Below are 21,019 nucleotides of genomic sequence, written 5' to 3' on the forward strand. Positions count from 1 at the left end.
TAGACTCCAGTCATGGCATCCCTCCACCCGCAGATGCAGGCCCGGATCGATGCGCTGGGCCCCGAGCCCGACGCTCTGTCCGTGCGCATCGCCCTGCGCGAGCCCTACGGACCCGCCGAGCGGTGGGACCTCGAGGTGGACGATCTGACCGCACCCGGTCCGCGGGGCCCGGTGACGGTGCGCCGCTACGCTCCGCGCGGGCTGGGCAGCCTCGCGCCGGGGCTGGTCTGGCTGCACGGCGGCAGCTTCGACCACGGCGACCTGGACATGCCGGAGGGCGATGCGGTGGCTCGCGGTGTGGCGGGGCGCGGCGGTGCCGTGGTGCTCAGCGTGGACTACCGGCTGGCCCCGATGGCCGACGGGTCGGTTGGGCGCGGACGGCCCGAGTGGCGCTTCCCTGCTGGCCTCGACGACGTGGTGGCCGGCTTCACCCGGGCGGCGTCGCGGGCCGAGGAGATGGGCATCGACCCCGCCCGGCTGGCGATCGGCGGCGCCAGCGCCGGTGGCTGCCTGGCGGCCGGTGCCGTGCTGCGCCTGCAGCAGCAGGGGATCCGGCCCTGGCAACTGCTGATGGCCTATCCGGTGCTGCACCCGGTGCTGCCCGAGCCGTCGCCGGAACTGGCCGCGGCGCTGCGACGGATGCCGCCGTCGCTGGGCTTCCCGCCCGAGCTGGTGGCCTCGATGTGCCACAACTACCTCGGCGGGGCCGAACCGGTCCCCGAGGCCTTCCCGGGCCTGGCCCCCGACCTGTCCGGCTTCCCCGAGACCTATCTGGAGAATGCCGAGCTCGACGACCTGCGCAGCAGCGGCGAGCAGTTCGCCCAACAGCTGCGCGCCGCCGGCGTCGACGTCGAGCAGGTGACCTGCCCCGACGTGCCGCACGGCCACCTGAACCGGCTCGGGCTGGATGCGGCGTCGGCCACCATGGACCGGCTGGCAGCCCGACTCTCCCGCTGAGCCGGACCCTGTCGCAGCGTCCGCGCGGCTGGGAGGATGGGCCCGGACGAAGGAGTTCGGATGAGCATGGGAATCGGCGTGATCGGCGCCGGAGACATCAGCAGCGCCTACCTGGAGCACCTGACGCGCTGTCCCGACGTGACGGTGCTGATGGTGGGCAACCGCACCCTCGATAAGGCCCGCGGGGCCGCGGAGAAGTTCGGGGTGCCGCGCTGGGGCAGCGTCGAGGAGGTGCTGGCCGCCGAGGACGTCGAGCTGGTGGTCAACCTCACCATCCCCGCCGTCCACGCGCAGGTGACCCGCGCGGCGCTGGAGGCGGGCAAGCACGTCTGGAGCGAGAAGCCGCTGGCCACCAGCCTGGAGGAGTCCGCCGAGCTGGTGCGGCTGGCCGCCGACCGGGGACTGCGGCTCGGCTGCGCGCCCGACACCATGCTGGGTCCGGTGCTGCAGCAGGGACTGCGGGCCTTCGCCGAGCACGGGGGCAGCCCGCTGCGCGGCCGCGCCGACTTCGGCTACCGGGGCCCCGACGCCTGGCACCCCAACCCCGCCTTCCTGTTCGCCGACGGTGCCGGCCCCGTGCTCGACGTCGGCCCCTACTACGTGACGGCGCTGGTGCTGGCCCTGGGATCGGTCACCCGGGTCCGCGCCCTGGGGCAGACGCCACGCAGCGAGCGCGTCGTCGCGCAGGGACCGAAGGCGGGGGAGCGCTTCCCGGTGCAGGTGCCCACCACCGTCGACGCCCTGCTGGAGCACGAGGGCGGGGCCCAGTCCACCGCCTCGTTCAGCTTCGACCAGCCCTTCGCTCGCACCCAGGTGGAGTTCGCCGGCACCGAGGCCGCGGTGATGGGCATCGACCCCAACCAGGAGGGTGGCAGCTGGCAGCTCGCCCGCCCCGACCAGGAGCCGGAGCAGCACGAGCTCGACGCCGGTGACTTCGGCCGCGGCACCGGCGTGGTGGACATGGTGCGCAGCCTGCGCGACGGGGTGCCCCACCGGATGAGCGGCGAGCTGGCCCATCACGTGCTCGAGGTGATGCTGGCCATCGAGTCGGCCGCCCGCAGCGGTGAGGCGGTGGAGCCGGCCTCTCGCGCGCCCCGCGTCGAGCTGCTCCCCGAGGGCTGGGACCCGACCCGCTGACCCCACCCCACCAGACGACGAACCGGCCCGGCCCGCTGCTGCGGACCGGACCGGTGCTCGTCGCGCCCGGGAGCTGTCAGGCCTGGTTGGCGCGGTCCAGCAGCTGCTGGAAGTCGGCCGCGCTGCGTCCGGCCAGGCCGGCCAGTGCCATCAGGGGGATGTCACCCAGCATGCGCAGGGTGTCGGTGCCCAGCGGTCCGCCGTCCTCCTCCCCGCCGAAGGCCTGCTTCACCAGCGGCCCGCCCTCCTCGGCGAAGGCCGGCACCGCCATCGCCTGGTTCAGCGTGGACATCAGGGTCAGCTCGCGTCGCGGCATGGTGCCCGCCAGCTCGACGGTGGCGTTGCCGCGCAGGTCACGGCTGGAGGCACCCACCTCGAAGCGGTACTCGCCCGGCTCGACGGCCCAGACCTGGTCCAGCACCGACCAGAAGGCCAGCTCGTCCTGGCCCACGGTCACCCGCACCCGCTGCGAGGCGCCGGGCTCCAGCTCCACCACCTCGAAGCCGACCAGCTCGCGCGGCACGCGCACCACCTCGGAGACCAGCTTGGCGGCATAGACCTGCACCACCTCGCGCCCGGCCCGCTCGCCGGTATTGGTGACGCTCACCTCCACGACCACCTGGTCGCCCTCGGCCGTGGCCGCCACCTCGGAGTAGTCGAAGCTGGTGTAGGACAGCCCGTGCCCGAAGGGGAAGGCCACCTCGCGCTGTAGCGCGTCGTAGCCGCGGTAGCCCACGAACAGCCCCTCGCCGTAGCGCACCCCGGTCTCGTCGCCCGGGAAGTTCAGGTAGGCGGGCACATCGGTGATCTGCAGCGGGATGGTCTCGCTCAGGCGGCCCGACGGGTTCACCCGGCCGTAGAGCACGTCGGCCAGTGCCGGCCCACCGGCCTGGCCCAGCAGCCAGCCCTCCACCACGGCGCGCACCCGGTGGGCGAAGGGGATGGCCACCGAGCTGCCATTGCTGAGCACCACGACCACCTGCTGGTTCACCTCCAGCACCCGGTCCAGCAGCTCCAGCTGCTCGGCCGGCAGGTCGATGTCCTGGCGGTCGTAGCCCTCGGACTCGTGCTCCTCGCCGAGGCCCAGGAAGACCAGCACCAGCTCGGCCTCGCGGGCCACCGCCACCGCCTCGGCCACCGGGTCACCCTCCAGCACCTGGCCGGGAGCGGTGGTGAAGCCGGGCGCGAAGGGCACCTCGTGGCCCACGATCTGGTTGATGGCGTCCAGCGCATTGTCCAGCCGCGTCGGGTTCACGCGCGAGGAGCCGGCGCCCTGGTAGCGCGGGGTGCGGGCGAACTCGCCGACCACCGCCACCTTGGTGCTGGGATCCAGGGGCAGCGCGCCGTCATTGCTGAGCAGCACGATCGCCTGCTCCGCCGCGCGACGGGCCAGCTCGTGGTGGCCCTGCTCGTCGAAGCCCTGGGGGGCGTCCGCGACGGTTTCGGCGGCGCGACGCAGCACGCGCTCGATGCGCTGGTAGGCCACGTCGATGGTCTGCTCGTCGATCCGGCCGGCCTCCAGGGCGGTGACCACCTCGGCCTCGTGGCCGGCATGGGCCGGCATCTCCAGGTCGAGCCCGGCCTTGAGCGCCTCGGTGCGGTCCCAGACCGCGCCCCAGTCGCTGACCACCAGGCCCTCGAAGCCCCACTCGCCCCGCAGCACGTCGGTGAGCAGCCAGCGGTTCTCGCTCACCTGCACGCCGTTGAGCTTGTTGTAGGAGCACATCACGGTCCACGGCTGGGCCTGGCGCACCACCTTGGAGAAGCCGCGCAGGTAGATCTCGCGCAGCGGCCGCTCGTCCACCTGGGAGTCACGACGCATCCGGTCGGTCTCCTGGTTGTTGGCGGCGAAGTGCTTCAGCGAGGTGCCGACGCCCTGGCTCTGCACGCCCTCGACGTAGGCGGCGGCCAGCTCGCCGGTGAGGTAGGGGTCCTCGCTGAAGTACTCGAAGTTGCGCCCGCAGCGGGGATCACGCTTGATGTTCGCGCCGGGGCCGAGCAGCACCCCCACCTTCAGCGATCGGGCCTCCTCGCCCAGGGCACGGCCCACCTCGCGGGCCAGCTCGCGGTTCCAGGTGGAGGACAGGCCCACCGCCGGCGGGAAGCAGGTGGCCGGCTCCGACTCGGCCAGGCCGATGTGGTCGGTGCTGCCGGTCTGCAGCCGCACCCCGTGCGGGCCGTCGGTGAGGATGACGCGGGGCAGCCCCGCCTCCGCCACCGCGGTGCTCTGCCAGAAGTCGGAGCCCCCGGTGAGGGCGATCTTGCTGCGGACGGGGATCTGGACCATGACTCTTCCTTGAGGTGGTGGGGCGCCCGACGGGCCGTGCTCCCAGCATGCCGCGCCCGCCCCGGCCAGCGGAACACCGGGGCGGCCATTTCCTACAGGTCGGTCAGGAAATCCACCGCAGGAAGGGGTCCACCAGCCGGTGGTAGGCCTCCTGGTCGTCGCGACGCACGCAGTGGCCCACCCCGTCGAGCAACTCGAGGCGGACCAGCGGGTTCGTGATCCGCTCGGGGGCAGGGACGAGTTCGCTGTCGCGAGGTGCCACCACCAGGGCCGGCACCGTCAGGCCGTCGAGCAGGGCCACCGCGTCCATCGGGCCGAAGCTCGCTCCGCGCAGGAAGTCGCGGTCGCACTGCTGCTTGGCCAGCGCCCAGGGCTCCGACTCGGTCATGGTCCAGCCGGTGTGGGCGGCCTGTGCGGCCCGCCCCTGCGGACTGTCGAAGGCCTCCAGTCCCGCGGTGAAGTCGGGCCGGGCGCGCTCACCGGTGTCGTCGAAGACGGCGGGATCCTCCAGCACCAGGCCGCGCACCAGCTCCGGGCGACGGGCGGTGGCGGCCAGCGCCACCCGGCCACCGAGCGAATGGCCCACCAGCACCGCGGGCTGCGGGCACATCTCCTCCAGCACCTCGAGCAGGTCGTCCACCATGGTGGTCATCCGATCGGCCAGCTGCATCGGGGAGAAGCGCGGCGAGCTGCCGTGACCGCGCTGGTCCACCGCCAGGATGCGGAAGTCCTGCTCCCACCGCCCCACCGTGTCGGGCCAGCAGGATCCGGAGTCGGTGATCCCGTGCAGCAGCACCAAGGTGACTGCCTCGGGCCTGCCGTGGTGGGTGACGTCGAGTTCGGCCATGCGCGCGAGCCTATCCAGCGGCGGTCCGCTCGAAGGCGCGGTCCTTGCTGCCCACCTCACGGGCAACGGACAGGTGACCTCCCAGGTAGCCGCCCGCGCCGACGGCCGACAGCCCCGCGGCGGCCAGTAGCTTCGCGCGGGTGTCCTGGCCGGAGCGACGCGCCGCCCAGGAGGCCACCTGCAGGCCCAGGCCTACGACATTGGTGGCGGCGTGAACCAGCCCCACCCGCTTCTCCCGCGTGCCGGCCTCGGCCAGCTCGGCCAGCCCGGTGAGGGCCGACGGTACCGCCGTGAGCACCCCCAGGGCGGTCAGCAGCTCGGTGGAGCTCCCCTCCTGGTCGGTGCCGGCGGCGTCCAGCACCGAGGCGCTCAGCCAGCTGCCCAGCGGCACCATCACCATCAGCGGGTGCAGCGCGTGGCCAAGCCACCTGCCCTGGAGGGCATCGCGGACCGTCGGGTTCGCGGTCACGGCATCCATCAGGGGCTGGGCGGCGCGGACCCCGGGGTCCAGGGCCTGGGTGTTCTCCAGGCCCAGCATGGCCGAGCTGAGCGGACTGTCGGTGGCAGGCATGGCATCTCCTCGATCGTCGGACCTCCAGCCTCCGTCCCCCCGCAGAGCCCCGGCCACACCCGCAGGTGGGCCATCCTGCCGTGCTCGATGCCGCCAGCATGACCCGATTCCGCCAGGATGGTGCCGTCTCCGGCGGCTGGATCGATCCAACCAGCGAATCGTGGCGGATCCTGCGTGGTTGGCCCGCACAACCCCTCCCGCAGCAGGGCCCTGCGGGCGCAGGATGGACCATGGCGAAGAACAAGCTCGACGACGAGCTCTACGAGGCGGAGCTGAACCGGCTGCAGGCCGAGCTGGTGGAGATGCAGGAGTGGGTGCGCACCACCGGCGCCCGGGTGGTGGTGCTCTTCGAGGGACGCGACGCGGCCGGCAAGGGCGGTGCGATCAAGCGGATCACCGAATACCTCAACCCGCGCGTCTGTCGCGTGGTGGCGCTCCCGGCGCCGACCGAGCGGCAGAAGACCCAGTGGTACTTCCAGCGCTATGTGGAGCACCTGCCCGCGGCCGGCGAGATCCGGCTCTTCGACCGGTCCTGGTACAACCGGGCCGGCGTCGAGAAGGTGATGGGCTACTGCACCCCGGCCGAGCACCAGCGCTTCCTGCGCCAGGCACCGATCTTCGAGCGGATGCTGATGGAGGACGGGATCCTGCTGCGCAAGTACTGGTTCAGCGTCTCCGGCAAGGGGCAGGAGAAGCGCTTCAAGAGCCGGATGACCGACCCGATGCGCCGCTGGAAGCTCTCGCCCACGGACCTGGAGTCGCTGACCCGCTGGGAGGAGTACTCGCGCGCCAAGGACGAGATGTTCGTCCACACCGACCTGCCGGAGTGCCGCTGGAATGTGGTGGAGGCGGAGGACAAGAAGCGCGCCCGGATCAACATGATCAGCCACCTGCTCGACTCGATCCCCTATGAGCACGTGGAGCGACCGGCGATCGAGTTCCCGGACCGGCCCAAGGGTCACGGCTACGAGCGCACCGACCGGTCGCTGCAGAATGCGGTGCCGGACTACGCCTCCTCCCTGGTCAAGGGGTCGGTGCCACCGCGCTACGTCGACCCGGAGGACCAGGACGACCATGCCGGGCCGGGCAAGGGGAAGAAGGCGAAGAAGTAGCGCTCAGTCCACCTCGTCGTCCCAGGCGCCGGGGTGGCCCCGGAACCAAGAGGCGATCAGCGGGGCCGAGGCGAGCACCAGGATCAGGCGGATCACCTGCACCGCCAGCACGAAGGTGACGTCGGCGCCGCTGGAGGCGGCGGTGGCGAGCACCGCGTACAGTCCACCCGGCGTGGTGGCCAGGTAGCAGTCGAGCTGCGGCATGCCGGTCACGGCGGACAGCGCCATGCCCAGCCCGGCACAGCCCACCACCACCAGCAGGACGAAGACGACGGCCAGCGGCAGCAGCCGGCCCACCTGGCGCAGGCTGGCGCGCGTGAAGCGCAACCCCACCTGCAGGCCCACCAGTGCATAGCCCACCGCCACCACCGCGTCCGGCACGCCCGGGTGACCGATCCATCCGGTCAGCGAGATGCCGGCGGCGACGAAGAGCGGGCCGAGCAGGGCACCCGAGGGGAATCGCACCAGCCGCGCCAGCCAGACGCCCACCACGGCGGAGACCAGGGTGAAGAGCAGGCTGGTGGCCAGCGAGGACTCGTCGAGGCTGCTGGCGGGGGCAGCATCGGCGGTGGGGCGGAAGACGGCGGCGGTGACCAGCGGCATGCCCACCAGGATCATCACGACGCGCAGGTACTGCACCACCGAGGTGATCCGGTCGTCGGCGCCGAGTTCGCGGGCGATGGCGGTGATGCCGGAGGCACCGCCGGCGATCATGGCGAAGGTGCCGGTGGCCTGGCCGATCCGTCCGGCGCGGGCGAAGGCCTGGCCCAGCAGCAGGCTGAGCGCCAGGGTGGCGATGTTGACCAGGGCGATGGGGCCGGCGTGGCCGCCGAGGGCGCGCAGGGTGGCGAGGTTGAGCAGGGCGCCCATCGAGATGCCGATCAGCGCCTGGCCGGCCACCGAGCCCCAGCGGGGGAGCTGCACGTCGGGGCCGCGGCCGCTGACCGCGTAGACCATGCCCGCGAACAGGGCGCCGAAGAGCTGCGGCGAGGGCAGGCCCAGCAGGTCGAAACCCCAGCTGGCCAGCAGGGTGAGTGCCACGACGGCGGCCCAGGCGAGGGCGACGGGACGAGGTGGGGTTCTCACCCCGCCACCCTACGGCGTGCCGGGCGGTGCCCTTGGGTCGTGCCGGAGGGGGGTGCGGTCAGGCCGGGTAGCTGGGCACGGTGCGCGGGGCGACGCGAGCCAGGTCGCTGCGGATGTCGATCAGCCGCTTGGCGTGGGCCTGCAGGGCCAGGTCCTCGGGCAGCGTCGGATTCCAGGGCCGCACCCAGTGCTTGCGGGTGCCGGACTCGTCGAGCGCCACCAGCACCATCAGGCAGTGGGTGGTCAGCTCCATCTTGCCCTGCATCGGGTCGCCCGAGCGGACGTGGACGCTGACGTGCATGGAGCTGTGGCCGGTGTGGATCAACCGCGCCTCCACCTCCACCAGGTGCCCGATCTGGATCGGCCGGTAGAAGCGCACGCCGCCGGCGAAGACGGCGATGGCGGGGCCCTGGTGCCAGGTCTCGGCCACCAGGCCGGCGGCCTGGTCGATCCACTCCATGGCGATGCCGCCGTGCACCTTGCCGCCCCAGTTCACGTCGGTGGGCTTGGCCAGGAAACGCAGGGTGTGGCGGTGTGAGGCGGTCTGGTCGGTGTAGATCTGCTCGGCCATGTCCTGCTCGATGGCCTTGCGCCCCTCGATGCGACGGATGGCGGTCTGCTGCTGCTCGCGCTCCCAGTCGTCGGAGGGCTCGAAGGTGGGCACCTCCACCGATGTCCCGTTGCCGTCGGTGGCGACGAAGATCATCAGGCACTGGCAGGTGATGTCCAGCTCGCCGGTGCTCGGGTCGCCCGAGCTGACCGTGCACACGATGTGCATGGAGCTGCGGCCGGTGTGCACCACGTGGGCGTGCACCTCCACCAGCTCGCCCACCAGCACGGGACGCTTGAAGCGCACATTGCCCACATAGGCGGTGACGCAGTAGCGCCCGCTCCAGGCCACCGCCTCCGCGTAGCCGGCCTTGTCGATCCAGGCCAGCACGGTGCCGCCCTCCACGCGCCCCTTCTGGTTGCCCTCCATCGGCGCGGCGAGAAAGCGCAGGGTGGTCTGGCGTTGGCTTCCGGGCATGGCGGTCCTCCGGCGTCGCGAGCGGTCGGCTCAGTGATACCACGCGGGGTCGGTGGCTGTCCCGACGTGAAGCCTGACCGTGGATGAGCGGGCTGGGAGATCACGGATCCCTCCGTTATGCTGCGCATCATATGTCATCCAATGACGGGAGACGAAATGGCCCAGGGACCTGCGCACAAGCCCTCTTCAACGTGGACGCCGCCGCCTGGCTGGGGTGAGCAGCCAGTGCCGGTGCCATCGCCCAGGACCGGCTCCCGGTGGTACACCAGTCGTCCAGCCGTGGGGGCGGCGGGCCTGTTCGCCGGGCTCGCGCTGATGTCTGGCTCCGGCGGGGGTCAGGCCGCCTCGGAGGCAGTTCCCGCGCCCACTGTCACCGCGACGGCGACGGCCACGTCGACCACCACGTCCACGGCCACCACGACGGCAACGGCGACGGTGACCGCGACGCAGACGGCCACCTCGACCATCACGGCTACTGCGCCCGCAGCAACGGTCACCGCCACGCGGACGGTGGCAGCCGCGGCCCCCGCTGCCGCCCCGGAAACATCGCAGCGGAGCACGTCGAAGAGCACGTCTCAGGGACTGGTCGGTTCACGGAGCGGCTCGGGCTACTACAAGAACTGTGCTGCTGCCCGGGCCGCTGGCGTCGCGCCGCTGCACCGAGGCGATCCCGGTTATCGCGCCGGTCTGGACCGCGACGACGACGGTGTGGCCTGCGAGTAGCTCAGAACTCCTCGTAGGTCCTCGGGTCGGCGCCGATGGGGGCCGGCTCGAAGGCGTTGAGCACGGCGGTCTCCTCGTCGGTGAGCTCGAAGGAGAAGATGTCGAGGTTCTGCCGGCGGTGCTCCGGGCTGGAGGCCTTGGGGGCGCTCAGCACGCCCTTCTCCCACAGCCAGCGCAGGCCCACCTGGCCGGGGGAGACGTCGTGCGCCTCGGCGATCGAGACCAGACGCTCGTCGTCCAGCAGCCCGGTGCCGCGGCTGAGCGGGCTCCAGGCCTGCACGGCTACCCCGCGCTCGGCCATCTGGGCGCGCAGCTCGTCCTGGTTCCAGCCGATGTGCAGCTCCACCTGGTTGACCGCGGGCATCTCGCCGCACTCGTCGGCCAGTCGGTCGATGTACTCGGCGGTGAAGTTGGACACGCCCAGGGTGCGGATCAGGCCCTGGTCGCGCAGCTTCATCATCTTCTTGAAGGTCTTCACGTACAGGTCACGCTGCGGCAGCGGCCAATGGATCATGTAGACGTCCAAGTAGTCGAGCCCCAGGTTGGCCAGTGACGACTGCAGCGCCAGCCCGCACATGAAGCTGCCCTGGTCGCCGCCGCGGAGCTTCGAGGTCACCATCAGCTCCTCGCGGGCGATGCCGCTGCACCGGATGCCCTCACCCACTCCCACCTCGTTGTGGTAGCGCTGCGCCGTGTCGATCCAGCGGTAGCCGTCCTGGATCGCGCCGGCCACCGCCTCGGGCGCCTGCTTCTCGTCGAGCGCCCAGGTGCCGAAGGCCACCGCAGGAGCGAACTGGCCGGAGGACAGGGTCACGCCGTTCTCAGTCATGCCCTCCACCCTAGACATCGCGGGTGGCCCGGAACAGGGCCGATCACCGGCGGAGCAGTCCGCCCATCGCCTGCCACTGCTCGGCGTCCAACCAGCTGGGATTGGCGCCGGCGGGCATCCGCAGCACCTCCAGGCGATGCAGCAGCGGATGCGCCCGCAGCTCCTCCCGCGACACCAGGACGTGCTCGGCCACCGGCAGCCGCACCCCGACGGCCAGCTGCCCGGCCTCGTCCAGCCGTGCCGACGAGGTCACCTCGCCGACGCCCCAGATCCCCGGCGACGGGTCTGCTCCGGCGGGCCCCGACAGCCACAGCAGCACCACATCGCCCGGATGCATCAGCCCGGAGCGGTAGCCGGCGGTGACGCAGCGCTCCCGAAAGACCGGCCGGCCCTGCTCCACGGTCTGCGGCAGCCATCCCGGCCCGGGCCTCGCCTTGAGCAGCCAGGCCCCCAGCCGCTCCCGCGTCACCGACTCAGCCATCGGCGCTCCCGGGGTGCTCGTCGGCCGGGGCAGTGGCCTCGAAGAAGGCATCGTTCCCAGCGGCGTCGCGCGCTGCCTCGACGTCCACCCCGCCGGCGCGCCACAGGGAGCGCACCTGCTCGATGCTGGTGGCCTGCTCCGCCGTCTTGTCCGGCCGGTAGCGCACCACCCGCGCGAAGCGCAGCGCCACCCCGCCCGGGTAGCGGGTGGACTGCTGCACCCCGTCGACGGCCACCTCCACCACCACCTCCGGCCGGATGAAGACGGTGCTGCGCGTGCGTCGCACCTCCAGCTGGCCGAAGCGTTCGGTCTGCCAGCGCAACAGCTCGTCGGTGAGGCCCTTGAAGGTCTTGCCCACCATCACCAGGCGGTCACCGTCGCGGGCGGCCAGGTGCAGGTTGGACAGCCACCCGGTACGCCGGCCGTAGCCCCACTCGGCGCCCAGCACCACCAGGTCCAGGGTGTGGCGCGGCTTCACCTTCACCCACTTCGCGGCCCGGCGCCCCGCCTGCCAGGGCCCGTCCAGCGCCTTGACCACCACACCCTCGAAGCCGTCGGCGACCGCCCGCTCGAAGGCGGCCTGCGCCTGGTCGACGTCCTCGGCCAGCACGTGGTCCACCACCATCGAGGCCGGCAGCAGCTCCACCAACCGGGCCCGCCGCTGATGCAGCGGCCGGTCCATCCAGTCCTCGCCGTCCAGGTGCAGCAGGTCGAAGCAGAACAGCTGCAGCTCCACCGCCGGGTCCAGCTCCTCGGCCGGCGTCGACGCGGCCACCGCCGCGATCTGCTGGAAGGGGGCTGGCCGCCCGTCGGGGCCCAGGCCCAGCAGCTCGGCGTCCAGCACCAGCTGCTCGGCGGGCAGCGCCAGCACCTGGCGCACCACGCCCGGCAGCCGAGCGCTGATCTCGTCGAGGCTGCGGGTGAACAGCCAGACCCGGTCGCCCTCGCGGTGCACCTGCAACCGGATGCCGTCCAGCTTGTGGTCCACGACGGCCGGCAGGCCGGTGGTCGCCACCGCGGTGGCCACGTCGGGAGCCGGGGAGGCGAGCATGGGCTGCACGCCGATCCCCAGCCCCAGCCGCACCGCCTCCAGACCGTCCCGGCCCGCCGTCCCGGCCAGCTGCACCGCGGCCGGGGTGGAACCCAGCAGCATGGCGGAGCGACGCAGCGCCGCGGCGGGCACCCCGAAGGCCTCGGCCGCGCCGTCGGCCACCAGCGACTCCAGGGCACCCTGGCGCAGGTCACCGGTCACCAGCCGCGTGATGAAGTCGCGCTCGGGCGGTGTCGCGGCACGCCACAGGGTGCGCAGCAGCTCGGCCCGGACCGCCGTGGACCCGGCGCCGGAGGTGGTGGCCAGGGCCTCGAAGGCCTCGTCCACCTGCGCGATCGTGGCCCCGGGGCCGGCGGGCTCGTCGCCCGCCGCCCGCAGCGTGCTCCACCCGACGCCGAGCCGTCGCTGCCGTACCCCACCCGACAACCAGGCCGCCACCAGCGCCAGCTCGTCGGGCTCGGTGCCGCGCAGCAGGTCGGCGATCAGGGCACGCTTGGCGGTGCGCGAGCTGGTGGACGCGAGGTCCCGCGAGGTCTGGGCCACCGGGGCGAAGCTGCCTGTCATGCAGCGATTGTGGCAGCCTCCGGGGCGCCGCCGGCCACCCCCTCAGGGTGGGTCCGCGCGGACGGAGAGGGCAGCGCTGCCGTGCCGCTCAGGCGACGGGCAGGCGCAGCCGGGCGAAGGCCTCGTCCACCTCGGCCGTGCCGCCCAGCTCGGTCAGGGAGCCCTGCCAGGCCGAGCCCTGCCGCGGCGTGGGCTGCAGCACCACGGCAGCCATCCGGTTGCCGCTGGTGGTCAGCGTCACCGGTTGGCCCGGACGCTCCGGGCTGCCCAGCACCGCGAGCAGGCGTCGGGCCTGGGCCAGTGAGGCGGCCGGGTCGTCGGCGCTGAGCGTGCTGGTGAGCTGCCAGCCGTTGCGACGGGCAGCCCCCAGCGCCGCCACCAGGTCTGCATGGTGCGGGCCCAGCATCAGCTCGTCGCGCAGCGCCACCTCCAGCTGCTGCGCCCGCTCGCGCACCCCCGGATCGCCGGGCTGCAGGGCACCACGGGCGATGTCGTGCACCAGCGGCAGCGCCTCGTTGGTGACGCGTCGCGACCAGAACTGGTCCAGCTGGCTGGTCAGTTCCAGGCGGGCCACGGCGGCGCCCAGCTCGGCGCTCTGCTCCGCGGCCACGGCCTCCTGCGCGGCCAGTCGACGCATCGCCACCAGGGCCAGCAGCGTCACCAGCGACTCGCCGGCGCCGGCGGTCACCACGCTGCTGAGCCGCACCAGCTCCTCGGCACCGAAGCGATGCACCACGCCCGTCACCTGCACCGCCAGCCAGGCGGCCACCACCAGCGCCCCGGTCCGGCTGCGGGCCGACTGGATCAGCAGGTGGACCAGGGCCGACGACCCCCAGGCCATCCACAGCAGGTAGTCATGGGTGACCACCTCGGGCACGGCCAGCAGGTTGACCAGCCAGCCCGCCAGCGCGGCGAACCAGAGCACCACCAGGGAGAGGTGTCCCAGTGGGTGTCGCGCCAGCCGCACGGCGAAGAAGCAGCCCACCGCCAGCACCGCCAGGGCGGTGGCCATGGTGGCCACGGGATGGGCCAGCCGGGGACCCATCAAGAAGGTCATCACGATGCCGGTGAGCAGGCCCGGCCAGGCGGTGCGGGTGAAGACCCGGCGCACCAGCCGGTCGGGAGCCGCGGTCCAGTCCTCCACCGGCTTCTCGGCAGCCGCCGGCCAGCCCAGCGTCACCCTGGTTCCCCGGCCGGGCTGCGACCAGGTTTCGGCCTGCCCGCCGATGTCCTGCATCCGCTCGACGATGGAGCGGCCCATGCCCAGGCGGCCGGCGGGGAGTCGCGCGGGATCGAAGCCCGCACCGTCGTCCGCGACCTCCACGGCCAGCGTGCCCGCATGGTGGGCCAGGCGCACCGTGCAGCTGCTGGCGCCGGCATGGCGCACCACATTGGCCAGCGCCTCGTGCACGGCGGCCGCGATGCCCTCCGCCACGGCCCGCGGCACGGGTTCGCTGCGGCCCTCCAGCCGGGCGCCGGCCTGGGCCAGCGCCGGGTCGTCGCGCAGCAGGTCCTCCACCCGGCAGACCTCCACGGCGGAGCCGCTGCGGGTCACGGCCCCGTAGGCATTGCGGCAGGTGTCCACGGCCAGCTCGCGCGACTGGCTGCGGGCGAGCGCGTGCAGGGCGTGCAGCACATGGTCGTGCAGCATCCTGGCGGCCTCGCGACGGGCGTGCGCCTCGGCCTCGCGACGTGCCTGGCGCAGGGCTCCCTCGGCGCGACGGCGTCGGGCGGCGTCGCGGGCGGCGGCCATCATGATCACGGCGTCGCCGAAGAGCAGCACCTCGGCCAGCGGCTGCGCGATCCACACCAGGTCGCTGATCTGCACCGCATCGGGCGCCCAGCTGCCCCCGGTGACCACCGCGGCCACCAGCGCCAGCACACACACCACGGTGAAGCCGACATAGCCGGCCGCGCCCCGACGCGGCAGGCTGCGCAGGGCCGCCACCAGCAGCGGCAGCGCCCAGTAGCCCGGCACCAGGGTGTCCGGCGGCACCAGGCCGCCACGCTCCAGCAACCAGATGCCCGCCACCAGCAGGGCCAGCAGCAGCCAAGGCAGCGCGGCCAGGCGGCGTCGCAGGGCCAGGCCCAGCAGCGCCAGCACCTGGCTGAGCAGCACCAGCAGCAGGCCCGGCTGGCTGGCGGCCGGCCTCCCGGCCAGCGCCTGCACCAGCGGCCAGGTCTCGGTGATGCTGACCACCACCAGGGTGGACAGGCCGAGCACGCGCAGCGTCAGGTCGACGCCGCGAGCGGGCGAGGACGTGGTGCTGGTCATGGGAGCTGCTCTCTGTGGTGGGCCGCCTACCAGTCAAACATCCCAGAAGCAGGGTCAGTGACACAGCAGCCCAGCCACCCAGCAGGTCCACAGCTGACGGCCCGCTGGCCGCGCGCCCTACCATCGGCACCATGGATCCTGACCTGCGCCAGCTGCTCGACGACGCCACCGCCTGGGCCGAGGCGAAGGGACGCCTGCTGGACGCCGACCTGTTGCAGCAGGCGCTCGACCTGCGCCTGGTCCACGACGGCTTCGGCGACGCGGTCTGGCCGGCCGGTTCGGCGGCCCACCTGATGCGGGTGCGCTACCCCTCGCACGGTCCCGTGGACGGCCCCGAGCCGGCGGTGCTGGTGGCCACCCTGGACAGCTACTGGCGCTTCCTGCGCAGCACCGGCCGGATGAGCAGCGCCTCCGCCACCCCGGCCGACCTGCTCGACGAGGCACGTCGTTCCCGCGGCGCCATGGCCCGTGCCTGCGCGGACGAGGGCAACCGCCAGCGTCGCGCCGTGCTGGCCTCCCATCGGCAGGAGGAGGCCGGCCCGGTGCAGCCGCCGGAGGCGGCCGAGGTGGCGCCGCTGGTACGCGAGAGCCGGCTGTGGCGGCGCGTGGAGCTGCTGCTGGCCTGGCTCGGCGAGGGGATCGAGGTGGACCAGGAGGGGGCGCTGCCGCCCGACGAGGCGCGACGTGCCTGGGAGGCCCTGGGTGAATCGCTGGCCGGGCCGGGCGAGGAAGGTGTCGACCCGGCCGCCTGGCAGCAGGACTGGGCGGGGCTGGCCGACTGTCGTCCGCTGCACCGGTTGTGGTGGGTGGCCGTGGGCGCCGGGCTGGTGGAGCTCACCGACGCTCGCGCCCTCGTCGTGGCGCAGGAAGCCGCCGACGACGAGGCCTGGCTGGAAGTCGGCGACCGGCTGGTCTGGGCGCTGGCGCAGTGGGCCGACTGGGAGGCGCTGGTGGAGCCGGCGCAGACCGCCCTGCTGCTGCTCACCGGTCCACAGGCCCAGCCCCGCGACCTGGCCGAGCTGGCGGAGTTCTGGATCGCCACCGCCTCCGACCATGTGCTCGCCCTGCCCGAGGACCAGCGCGCCGGTGCCATGCGGGAGCTGGCCGGCCAGATGGAGGACGCCCTGGCCGTCTTCGACGACGCCGGGCTGTGGACGCGAGAGGGTGAGCAGCTCACCGGCACCGCGCTGGGCTGGCAGGCTGCGCTGGTGCTGGACCGCTTCCTGGACCGCTGAGGCGCGCGAGCGGGGCCGTGCTCGTCGGGCCCTTCAGTCGAAGGGGTAGGAGACCCAGGCCAGCCGACGCGAGTCCGGCGACCAGGAGTTCACGTTCAGCGTGCCCTGCCCGCCGGGCAGCTCGGCCAGGCAGCGGGCCCCGCGCCAGTCGTCGTCCTCCACCAGCATCAGCCGCACCACCAGGTCGGCCGGGTGGCCCTGGGTGCCGGGCGGGAAGCTGACATGGCTCCAGCGACTCCCGTCGGGCGAGCAGTGCGGGAACCAGTTGACCCGCTCGTCGAAGGTGAGCTGCTCCAGCTCGCTGCCGTCCGGGCGCACCCGGGCGATCTGGGCCTGGCCGGGAGAGAAGCGTTCGGTGTTGAAGTGGATCCACTGCCCGTCGGGGGTGAACTCCGGGCCGTCGTCGGGTCCCCAGCCGGGCAGCAGCTCCCGGTCATCGCTGCCGTCGCTGGCCACCAGGTGGATGTTCGCGCCCACCCCGAAACCCACCTGCGGGTCCAGGTTCACATAGGCCAGCGTGGCGCCGTCGGGGCTGATGCCGTGCAGGAAGTGCAGCAGCGGCTGGCCGTGCTCGCCCAGTCGTTCCCGGGTGGTTCGGGTGGCCCGGCCGCCGGCCAAGGGTGCGCGGTGGAGCTGCCCGTCGTTGCCGGAGACGTGCACGTGCACCCCGTCGGGGTCGAGCACGTGGTCATTGTTCAGCTCCGGCAGGCCCTGGTGGTGGATCACCCGCGGGGGCGCGGAGCCGTCGCTGGGCATCTGCCACAGCACTCCGTCGCCGTTGAGGACCAACCGGTCCTCGACGGTCCAGTTCGGCGCCTCGAGCAGCACCTCGGTGGTCTCGTGGACGATGCGGTCCTGCCCGGTCACGACATCGGTGACGTGCACCAGGCAGCGCTGGCCCGGGGCCAGGGTGCGCGCAAGGGTCATGGCTCCTCCTGGGGTCATTGTGCTGCCGTGCCCGCCGTGGCGGAAGGCCCGGTGCCGGCCCGCTGGCCCGGCACGGTGATCCGCACGAAGTCCGGGTCGACGGTGAGCCGGCCGCCCAGGGCGGCGATCCGCGGTGCCCAGGCCGTGGTCTGCTGCTCGCTGCACTCCAGGGTGACGGCCAGGGCCTGTCCGCCGCTGGAACTGAGGGTGAGGGGCTGTCCGGGGAAGGCGGCGGGCCCCAGTTCGCCCAGCAGCAAGCGGGCGTGTTCCAGCGCCGCCTCGGTGTCCTCCGGGGTCAGCGTCGAGACCAGCCGCCAGCCGTCGGCGCGGGCGCCGGCCAGGGCCCCGAGCAGGCCGGTCCGGCTGTGGCCCAGCACCAGTTCGTCGCGCAGCGCCACCTCCATCGCGCGGGCGGTACGCCGCACCTCGTCGTCGCTGACGTCCACCAGCCCCCGGGAGACGTCCAGCAGCAAGGGCAGCGCCTCGCCAGTGACCCGCGCCGACCAGTGCTCCTCGAGGTGCTCCGCGGCCTGCCGCCGGGCGGTGGCGGCCCGCACCTGCTCGGCCAGCTCGGCGTCGGCGGCGTCATGGTTGAGGATGCGCCGGGCCACCACCATGGCCAGCAGCGTGATGGCGACCTCGCCGGACCCGATGGTGACCAGCGAGGTCATCCGCCACAGGCCGGGATCGACGCCGTAGCGCAGCAGCAGTCCGACCACCTGCGTGGCGAACCAGCTCACCACCACGGCGACGCCGGCCCGGGTGCGGCCGGCGAGCACCACCAGGTGCGCGATGGCCGAGGTGCTCCAGGCCAACCACAGCGCATAGCTGGACTCGGGGCGCTGCGGCACCATCCACAGGTTCAGGGCCCAGACCAGCCCGGCGAAGGTCATCAGCGCGACGGCTCGGGCATGCCCCAGGTTGCGACGGGAGGCGGCCGAGGCGGCCAGGCAGCCCACCAGACAGGTGAGCAGGCCCAGTGCCACCGCCAGCCGCGGGTGCGGCAGGGTGGGGCCCATCAGGACCGTGAGCAGGAGCCCGTTCGCGAGCCCGGGCCAGGCGGTGCGGGTGAGCAGGCGACGGGCCAGACCCTCGGTGCTGTTGCCCCAGCCGCCGTCGTCGGCGCTGCCCTGGCGGGGCCAGCGCAGGCTGATCCGGGTGCCGTCCCCGGGCGTGGAGGTGACGGTGGCCTGGCCCCCGATGTCCTCCATCCGCTGCACCATCGAGCGCCGGATGCCGAGACGGGAGATCGGGACCCGGTGGGGGTCGAAGCCGCGGCCGTCGTCGCTGATGTCCACCTGGACGCCCTGCTCCAGCCGGGCCACGTGCACCAGGCAGGTGCGGGCGCGGGCGTGCCGGGTGACATTGCCCACCGCCTCCCGGGTGGCGGCGGCCAGGGCCGCGGCCACCACGGCCGGCACCGGGTGGCTGGCGCCCATGACCTGTGCCCCGGCGGCGGCCAGGGTGGGATCCTCGGCGAGCAGGTCCTCGACGGTGACCGAGCTGGAGGCCGGATGGGCGCGGGTGAGCGCCTCGTGGGCGACGCGGCACTCCTCCGCCACGTCGGCGATGCCCACCGTGGCGCGGTCCTGGGCGATGGCATTGAGCGCGTGCAGCACGTGGTCGTGCAGCAGCCGGGCAGCCTCCCGTCGGCTCTCCGCCCCCGCCTGCTCACGTCGCTGGCTGGCCAGGGCCAGCAGCCGGCGTTCGGCGCTGCGTCGACGGGCGCGGGAGATCATCAGCAGTGCGTCACCGAAGAGCAGCACCTCGACCAGCGGGAGGCAGACGAACAGGTTGTCGGCCAGGGTCCACGGGGTGGGCGTCCAGTCCGCCTGGACCATGCCCAGGGCGTCGACGGCGAGCATCGCCACCGTGCCGAGTGCGGCGAACAGGTGGTAGGCCCGTCGGCGCTGGCTGGCCAGCGAGAGCACCACCAGCGGCAGCGCCCAGTAGCCGGGGGCCCACAGGTCCGAGGGCTGCAGCTCGTAGCGGTGCTGCACGACGGGCAGCAGGGTCACGGTGAGACCGGCCAGCATCAACCAGGGCTGCCGGGGTCGGCGGTGACGAGGCCAGAGCAGCAGGGCCAGGCAGGTTGCCTGGTTCACCAGCAGGCCGATCCCGCCCGCCAGGGCGAGCGGGCCGAAGGTGCCCAGCTGCAGCACCATCGGGATGGTGGTGGTGGCGGCCGTGACGAGCAGCGTCAGGACGCCGACCAGCCGCAGGGCGGCGTCGGTGGGGTCGTGCTGCGGCACGGGGGTGCCGCTCGGTGCTGCGTGGGACACGGACCTCCTGAGCTCGGGGTGGCTCCAGTGTGGCAGCCAACCGAAACCCGCACAGGTGGCTCCGGCAGCAACGACGACGCGGTGTGGTGGGCGTACACCCCCACCACACCGCGTCACGGTCGTCAGCGGCCTCCCGCTCAGCCGCGGTAGGGGTCCGGCAGAGCCAGGTAGACCGTCTCCAGGTACTCCTCCAGACCCTCGTGGGAGCCCTCGCGCCCCAGGCCGGACTGCTTGACGCCGCCGAAGGGGGCGGCCGCATTGCTCAGCAGGCCCTGGTTGACGCCGATCATGCCCACCTCGAGCTGCTCGCCGACGCGCAGGATGCGGTCCATGTCGCGGGTGAAGACATAGCCGGCCAGGCCCACGGAGCAGGCATTGGCGCGCTCGATGGCCTCCTGCTCGCTGGTGAAGGTGGTGATCGGGGCCACCGGGCCGAAGATCTCCTCGTCCAGCAGGGCCGAGTTGGCCTTCACGTCGGCCAGCACGGTGGGCTGGTAGAACCAACCCTCGCCGTCCACCTTCTCGCCGCCGGTGAGCACCCTGGCGCCCTCGGCCACCGCGTCGCTCACCAGCTGGGCGACCCCCTCGCGGGCCTGCTCGGAGACCAGCGGGCCGATGTCGGTGCCCTCGGCCAGACCGTCGCCGACGGTCAGCGAGCCGAACTTCTCGGCCAGACGTCGGCCGAACTCCTCGGCGACATCGGCGTGCACGAACATCCGGTTGGCGGCGGTGCAGGCCTCGCCCATGTTGCGCAGCTTGGCCAGGTAGGCGCCCTGCACGGCCTCGTCGAGGTCGGCATCCTCGAAGACCAGCAGCGGGGCATTGCCGCCCAGCTCCATGGAGGTGCGCAGCACGTTCTCGCTGGCCTGCTTGAGCAGCGCCTTGCCCACGCCGGTGGAGCCGGTGAAGGAGAGCTTGCGCAGCCTGGGGTCGGCGATGATCGCGTCGGTGGTGTCGTGCTGGGTGGAGGTGATCACGTTGACCACACCGTCGGGCAGGCCGCACTCCTGCAGCACCTTGGCGAAGAGCAGGCTGGTCAGCGGGGTGAGCGCGGCCGGGCGCAGCACCACGGTGCAGCCGGCGGCCAGCGCGGGGGCCACCTTGCGGGTGGCCATCGCCAGCGGGAAGTTCCACGGCGTGATGAACAGGCAGGGGCCCACCGGGCGCCTGGTCACCAGCTGGCGGGCATTGCCCTCGGGGGAGGGGCGGTAGCGGCCGGCGATGCGCACCGTCTCCTCGCTGAACCAGCGCAGGAACTCGGCGCCGTAGGTGACCTCGCCGCGGGCCTCGGCCAGTGGCTTGCCCATCTCGAGGGTCATCAGGGTGGCGAACTCCTCGGCCCGCTCGGTGACGGCCTCGAAGGCGCGGCGCAGCAGCTCGGCGCGCTCCCGGGCGGGGGTGCGGGCCCAGGACTTCTGCGCGGCGGCGGCCGCGTCGAGGGCGGCGACGGCGTCGTCCACGCCGGCATCGGCGATCTCGACGAGCAGCTCGCCGGTGGCGGGGTTCTCGACCGGCAGCTTCCCGCGCGAGCCGTCGCGCCAGGTGCCGCCGATGAAGAGCTGGCGAGGCGTGGCCTCGGGAAGCTGGTGGGAGAGGGATTGCGTCATTGGTGTGCCTCTCGTGCGTTG

General features: G+C 73.1%; 17 protein-coding genes and 1 pseudogene. 5 read left to right on the forward strand and 13 right to left on the reverse strand.

The annotated features are described in order from the left end of the window. Window positions 1–12 precede the first annotated feature (12 nt). Window positions 13–957, forward strand: coding sequence for an alpha/beta hydrolase (locus tag ABD073_RS05415; RefSeq protein WP_343872903.1), 945 nt, complete (start codon window positions 13–15; stop codon window positions 955–957). A gap of 60 nt (window positions 958–1,017) precedes the next feature. Further along, on the forward strand, window positions 1,018–2,094 hold the full coding sequence (locus tag ABD073_RS05420) for a Gfo/Idh/MocA family protein (protein ID WP_343872904.1): 1,077 nt from the start codon (window positions 1,018–1,020) through the stop codon (window positions 2,092–2,094). Between the two features lie 76 nt (window positions 2,095–2,170). Here ABD073_RS05420 and ABD073_RS05425 read toward each other — a convergent pair whose 3' ends face one another. The 3 genes from ABD073_RS05425 to ABD073_RS05435 form a co-directional block, all read right to left on the reverse strand. Beyond that, window positions 2,171–4,381: a glycoside hydrolase family 3 C-terminal domain-containing protein gene (locus ABD073_RS05425; RefSeq protein WP_343872905.1), complete on the reverse strand. Its 2,211-nt coding sequence runs from the start codon at window positions 4,379–4,381 to the stop codon at window positions 2,171–2,173. 103 nt (window positions 4,382–4,484) lie between these two features. Next, entirely contained in the window at window positions 4,485–5,228 is a 744-nt protein-coding gene (locus ABD073_RS05430; protein WP_343872907.1) for an alpha/beta fold hydrolase, read from the reverse strand. A 10-nt stretch (window positions 5,229–5,238) separates the two neighbouring features. Next, complete coding sequence (locus ABD073_RS05435; protein WP_343872909.1) at window positions 5,239–5,799, reverse strand: DUF2231 domain-containing protein; 561 nt, start codon at window positions 5,797–5,799, stop codon at window positions 5,239–5,241. Between the two features lie 230 nt (window positions 5,800–6,029). Between ABD073_RS05435 and ppk2 the strand changes: the two are divergent. Continuing rightward, a pseudogene (gene ppk2 / locus ABD073_RS05440) lies at window positions 6,030–6,746 on the forward strand (polyphosphate kinase 2); the annotation flags it as partial. Window positions 6,747–6,914: 168 nt separating this feature from the next. On the opposite strand, the gene ABD073_RS05445 reads toward ppk2, so the two are convergent. The 3 genes from ABD073_RS05445 to ABD073_RS05455 form a co-directional block, all read right to left on the reverse strand. Beyond that, the gene (locus tag ABD073_RS05445; RefSeq protein WP_343872911.1) at window positions 6,915–7,997 is read right to left on the reverse strand and encodes an AbrB family transcriptional regulator; all 1,083 of its coding nucleotides are present in this window, start codon (window positions 7,995–7,997) and stop codon (window positions 6,915–6,917) included. 58 nt (window positions 7,998–8,055) lie between these two features. Next, window positions 8,056–9,024, reverse strand: coding sequence for an acyl-CoA thioesterase (locus tag ABD073_RS05450; protein ID WP_343872913.1), 969 nt, complete (start codon window positions 9,022–9,024; stop codon window positions 8,056–8,058). 335 nt (window positions 9,025–9,359) lie between these two features. Then, window positions 9,360–9,491 carry a hypothetical protein gene (locus ABD073_RS05455; protein ID WP_343872914.1) on the reverse strand — a complete coding sequence of 44 codons (132 nt, stop codon included), beginning with the start codon at window positions 9,489–9,491 and terminating at the stop codon, window positions 9,360–9,362. Window positions 9,492–9,534: 43 nt separating this feature from the next. On the opposite strand from ABD073_RS05455, the gene ABD073_RS05460 reads away from it, so the two are divergent. Further along, window positions 9,535–9,747, forward strand: a complete 213-nt coding sequence (locus ABD073_RS05460) for an excalibur calcium-binding domain-containing protein (RefSeq protein WP_343872915.1) — start codon at window positions 9,535–9,537, stop codon at window positions 9,745–9,747. Window position 9,748: 1 nt separating this feature from the next. Here the strand turns inward: ABD073_RS05460 and ABD073_RS05465 are convergent, their stop codons facing one another. The 4 genes from ABD073_RS05465 to ABD073_RS05480 all read right to left on the reverse strand — a co-directional run bounded on the left by ABD073_RS05465 (window position 9,749) and on the right by ABD073_RS05480 (window position 14,947). Further along, window positions 9,749–10,576 carry an aldo/keto reductase gene (locus ABD073_RS05465; protein WP_343872916.1) on the reverse strand — a complete coding sequence of 276 codons (828 nt, stop codon included), beginning with the start codon at window positions 10,574–10,576 and terminating at the stop codon, window positions 9,749–9,751. A gap of 43 nt (window positions 10,577–10,619) precedes the next feature. Then, complete coding sequence (locus tag ABD073_RS05470; RefSeq protein WP_343872917.1) at window positions 10,620–11,057, reverse strand: hypothetical protein; 438 nt, start codon at window positions 11,055–11,057, stop codon at window positions 10,620–10,622. After that, on the reverse strand, window positions 11,050–12,672 hold the full coding sequence (locus tag ABD073_RS05475; RefSeq protein WP_343872918.1) for an ATP-dependent DNA ligase: 1,623 nt from the start codon (window positions 12,670–12,672) through the stop codon (window positions 11,050–11,052). The genes ABD073_RS05470 and ABD073_RS05475 overlap by 8 nt, the downstream gene beginning before the upstream one ends. An 88-nt stretch (window positions 12,673–12,760) precedes the next feature. Then, window positions 12,761–14,947 (reverse strand): sensor histidine kinase, encoded by a 2,187-nt coding sequence (locus ABD073_RS05480; RefSeq protein ID WP_343872919.1) that lies wholly within the window; start codon window positions 14,945–14,947, stop codon window positions 12,761–12,763. A 131-nt stretch (window positions 14,948–15,078) separates the two neighbouring features. Here ABD073_RS05480 and ABD073_RS05485 point away from each other — a divergent pair, with 131 nt between their 5' ends. After that, complete coding sequence (locus ABD073_RS05485) at window positions 15,079–16,182, forward strand: hypothetical protein (RefSeq protein WP_343872920.1); 1,104 nt, start codon at window positions 15,079–15,081, stop codon at window positions 16,180–16,182. A gap of 33 nt (window positions 16,183–16,215) precedes the next feature. On the opposite strand, the gene ABD073_RS05490 is transcribed toward ABD073_RS05485, so the two are convergent. The 3 genes from ABD073_RS05490 to ABD073_RS05500 all read right to left on the reverse strand — a co-directional run bounded on the left by ABD073_RS05490 (window position 16,216) and on the right by ABD073_RS05500 (window position 20,998). After that, window positions 16,216–17,109 carry a TolB family protein gene (locus tag ABD073_RS05490; protein ID WP_343872921.1) on the reverse strand — a complete coding sequence of 298 codons (894 nt, stop codon included), beginning with the start codon at window positions 17,107–17,109 and terminating at the stop codon, window positions 16,216–16,218. A 14-nt stretch (window positions 17,110–17,123) separates the two neighbouring features. Beyond that, window positions 17,124–19,391 (reverse strand): ATP-binding protein, encoded by a 2,268-nt coding sequence (locus ABD073_RS05495; protein ID WP_343872922.1) that lies wholly within the window; start codon window positions 19,389–19,391, stop codon window positions 17,124–17,126. A gap of 137 nt (window positions 19,392–19,528) precedes the next feature. Beyond that, on the reverse strand, window positions 19,529–20,998 hold the full coding sequence (locus ABD073_RS05500; RefSeq protein ID WP_343872925.1) for an NAD-dependent succinate-semialdehyde dehydrogenase: 1,470 nt from the start codon (window positions 20,996–20,998) through the stop codon (window positions 19,529–19,531). Window positions 20,999–21,019 lie beyond the last annotated feature (21 nt).

The sequence above is a fragment of the Luteococcus peritonei genome, assembly GCF_039526385.1.
Taxonomy (GTDB): domain Bacteria; phylum Actinomycetota; class Actinomycetes; order Propionibacteriales; family Propionibacteriaceae; genus Luteococcus; species Luteococcus peritonei.

Coding starts and splice junctions, on each gene's coding strand:
- ABD073_RS05475 (WP_343872918.1), bottom strand. CDS start 12,672: ATGACAGGCAGCTTCGCCCCGGTGGCCCAGACCTCGCGGGACCTCGCG.
- ABD073_RS05465 (WP_343872916.1), bottom strand. CDS start 10,576: ATGACTGAGAACGGCGTGACCCTGTCCTCCGGCCAGTTCGCTCCTGCG.
- ABD073_RS05485 (WP_343872920.1), top strand. CDS start 15,079: ATGGATCCTGACCTGCGCCAGCTGCTCGACGACGCCACCGCCTGGGCC.
- ABD073_RS05430 (WP_343872907.1), bottom strand. CDS start 5,228: ATGGCCGAACTCGACGTCACCCACCACGGCAGGCCCGAGGCAGTCACC.
- ABD073_RS05500 (WP_343872925.1), bottom strand. CDS start 20,998: ATGACGCAATCCCTCTCCCACCAGCTTCCCGAGGCCACGCCTCGCCAG.
- ABD073_RS05450 (WP_343872913.1), bottom strand. CDS start 9,024: ATGCCCGGAAGCCAACGCCAGACCACCCTGCGCTTTCTCGCCGCGCCG.
- ABD073_RS05470 (WP_343872917.1), bottom strand. CDS start 11,057: ATGGCTGAGTCGGTGACGCGGGAGCGGCTGGGGGCCTGGCTGCTCAAG.
- ABD073_RS05490 (WP_343872921.1), bottom strand. CDS start 17,109: ATGACCCTTGCGCGCACCCTGGCCCCGGGCCAGCGCTGCCTGGTGCAC.
- ABD073_RS05435 (WP_343872909.1), bottom strand. CDS start 5,799: ATGCCTGCCACCGACAGTCCGCTCAGCTCGGCCATGCTGGGCCTGGAG.
- ABD073_RS05420 (WP_343872904.1), top strand. CDS start 1,018: ATGAGCATGGGAATCGGCGTGATCGGCGCCGGAGACATCAGCAGCGCC.
- ABD073_RS05480 (WP_343872919.1), bottom strand. CDS start 14,947: ATGACCAGCACCACGTCCTCGCCCGCTCGCGGCGTCGACCTGACGCTG.
- ABD073_RS05425 (WP_343872905.1), bottom strand. CDS start 4,381: ATGGTCCAGATCCCCGTCCGCAGCAAGATCGCCCTCACCGGGGGCTCC.
- ABD073_RS05455 (WP_343872914.1), bottom strand. CDS start 9,491: ATGGTCGAGGTGGCCGTCTGCGTCGCGGTCACCGTCGCCGTTGCCGTC.
- ABD073_RS05415 (WP_343872903.1), top strand. CDS start 13: ATGGCATCCCTCCACCCGCAGATGCAGGCCCGGATCGATGCGCTGGGC.